Below are 2,744 nucleotides of genomic sequence, written 5' to 3'. Positions count from 1 at the left end.
TGTGCTTCTTGGGTCGCTATCGCATGGGAAGTATTAACCAATCAGCATCGCCCTTCGGACTTGCTTCTTGGATACTTCTCCAATAAGTAACAAAAAAGGCACACGCTGTTGAAGCGGACGCCGGCTTACGCTATAACGATCTGCACCGCTTCAAAAAGCGTGGAACGCAGATGATAGTTTTCTGCTAAGAGAATAAAACGGATTGATACTTCTTTTTTATCCCCTCCCCTCTCATCACTTCACAAGGAGTCCCCCACTATGCCCACACACGACACATACATCACCGCGGGACAACTCGCGAATCTGCATAATATCACAAAACAGACGGTGCTGTTCTACGACAAGAACGGGCTACTTCCGCCCGCCTACGTGAATAACGAGAACGGCTACCGTTACTACTCGACGTCGCAGTATCTGACGCTCGCACTCATTCTTAATCTACGCAAAATGAATGTATCGCTCTCGGATATCCGCACATACTTAGATGGTCGCTCACAGCAAGCGTTCGAGCGACTGCTCCAAGACAAAGTCGCCGAGTGTGACCGCATCATCGAAGAAGCTCAGACGCTCCGTGCTTCTCTTGCCGACACGCTCGAAACGCTGTCCTACCTTGACGTCCTCGACCTTGAGGACATCGCACTTACCGATGAAGACGAGCTTCCGCTCCTCATCAGCGAACCGCTCTCTGCCGAGATGCCGCTTCACGATCGACTGCGCGTCCTCTCCTCGCACACCCAGCTCGCCACGACCGACGGCCAGATCCAGCCGTTCGACGCAGGCTGGCTCATCCGCGGAGAAGACTTTTTTAGCGAGCGATTCGGCCACACGATCGCGTACTACTTCCCGCTTGGCAGCGAAGACAGCGACCGCGCCAACTTCACACGTCCCGCAGGAACATACGTCACAGTCAACTTCCGCGGCACATACTACACCGAAGCCCCTGCCGTCCTCGCACGGCTCAAAGCCTACCTCGACGAACATCAGCTCACACCGACAGGCGACGTCTACCTCCTCCAGCTCAAAAACCACCTTCTCACAGAGAACACCGACGAATATCTCAACAGCCTTTCCGTGCGCGTCACCGCCGACCAAACCGAATAAAAAAGATAAAACAAGGACATTTCTCCGTATGCCCTTGTTTTTTTACCCGTCTTTATCGTATACTAATATATTATAGGTATTTCATTATGATAATCATCCCAAAGGAGGATAACAATATGCATGCAACCAGAAAAGTAACCAATGACATTCTCTACATCGGCGCGGACGACCGTCGTCTGCAATTATTCGAAAATATGTTCCCGCTCCCCGACGGTGTATCGTACAACGCGTACCTCATCACCGACGAAAAAACGGCTCTCATCGACACGGCAGATGCCTCCGTCAGAGATCAGTTCATGGAAAACCTCGCCTTCGGCCTTAATGGCCGCAAGCTCGACTACTTCATCATCAACCACATGGAACCCGACCACTGCGCACTCATCGCAGAGATCGCATTCCGTTATCCCGACGTAACGCTCGTTGCGAATACAAAGATCTTCACCATGATCGACCAGTTCTTCGGTCTTCAGCTCCCTGCTGAACGCAAGCTCGTCGTCAAAGAAGGTGACACGCTCTCCCTCGGCAAACATCAGCTCTCGTTCGTATTCGCACCGATGGTACACTGGCCGGAAGTTATGATGACGTACGATGCGACTGACAAAGTCCTCTTCTGCGCAGACGCATTCGGCACGTTCGGCACGGTAAACGGCAACATCTTCAACGACGAAATTGATTATCGTGACGGCTACTTCGTTGCCGAAGCACGCCGCTACTACACGAACATCGTCGGCAAATACGGTATGCAGGTACAAGCTGCGCTCAAAAAAGCGTCCACCGTCGATATCGCGATGCTCGCACCGCTCCACGGTCCGATCTGGCGCACCGACCTCGGCTTCATCATCGATCTCTACACGCACTGGGCAACGTACACGGCAGAAGACAAAGCAGTCGCAGTATTCTACAGCTCCATTTACGGCAACACGAAGTCTGCTGTAGCAGCGCTTGCCATGGCACTCGGTGACCGCGGTGTGAAAAACGTCAAAATTTATGACGTCTCGAAAACGGACATCTCCTACATGATCGCCGAAGCGTTCCGCGTATCGACCATCGTTCTCGCGGCAACGACGTACAACAACGGCATCTTCCCGAAAATGCACTACCTCCTCGACGACATGAAAGCACTCTGCGTCCAGAACAAAAAGGTAGCTATCATCGAAAACGGCTCTTGGGCACCGCAGAGCGGCAAGCTCATGCAAGGAATCGTTTCCGAGATGAAAAACATGGAACTTATCGGCGACAAAGTGACGATCAAATCCTCCCTCGCCGATGCAGCTTCGCTCTACGCGCTTGCTGATGCGATCGCAGAAACGGTGAAGGGATAATAGGGATAAAAAAAATAAACAGATAGCCTGCAGGAATGAAGAAGGTCTTGCAGGCTTTTTGTTTTTACTGTTGCTGTTCTTTTTTATCGTGCGTATCAAGCTCGCAAAGCCTTCCTTTTCGTAACAGATAATTCTTCCCTTCCTCTTACTTTTTGTGGGCAAAAAGTAACAAAAGCCCTCGGGTTCCACGTACGTCTTCGGAGTACGTCTTTGCTCCTGCGTTTCGTTTGCGGTCGTGTCTGATCGCATAAGACGTTGACATGACCACGCATCAAAACTCGCATCACTTCGTTTGCTCGAACGGTTGATGCGATACGCTCA

Annotated in this window: 2 protein-coding genes; both read left to right on the top strand. The window is 51.4% G+C overall.

Annotated elements, in window-relative coordinates:
* Nucleotides 1-258: 258 nt before the first annotated feature.
* Entirely contained in the window at nt 259-1,101 is an 843-nt protein-coding gene (locus IJN28_06955; GenBank protein MBQ6713504.1) for a MerR family transcriptional regulator, read from the top strand.
* A gap of 116 nt (nt 1,102-1,217) precedes the next feature.
* A complete protein-coding gene (locus IJN28_06950) occupies nt 1,218-2,423 on the top strand; it encodes an FprA family A-type flavoprotein (GenBank protein ID MBQ6713503.1) in 1,206 nt (401 codons plus the stop codon).
* Nucleotides 2,424-2,744 lie beyond the last annotated feature (321 nt).

Source organism: Selenomonadales bacterium, from assembly GCA_017442105.1.
Lineage (GTDB): Bacteria > Bacillota > Negativicutes > RGIG982 > RGIG982 > RGIG982.
Note: the sequence above shows the minus strand (reverse complement) of the source record. Positions and strands in the feature narration are given on the sequence as shown.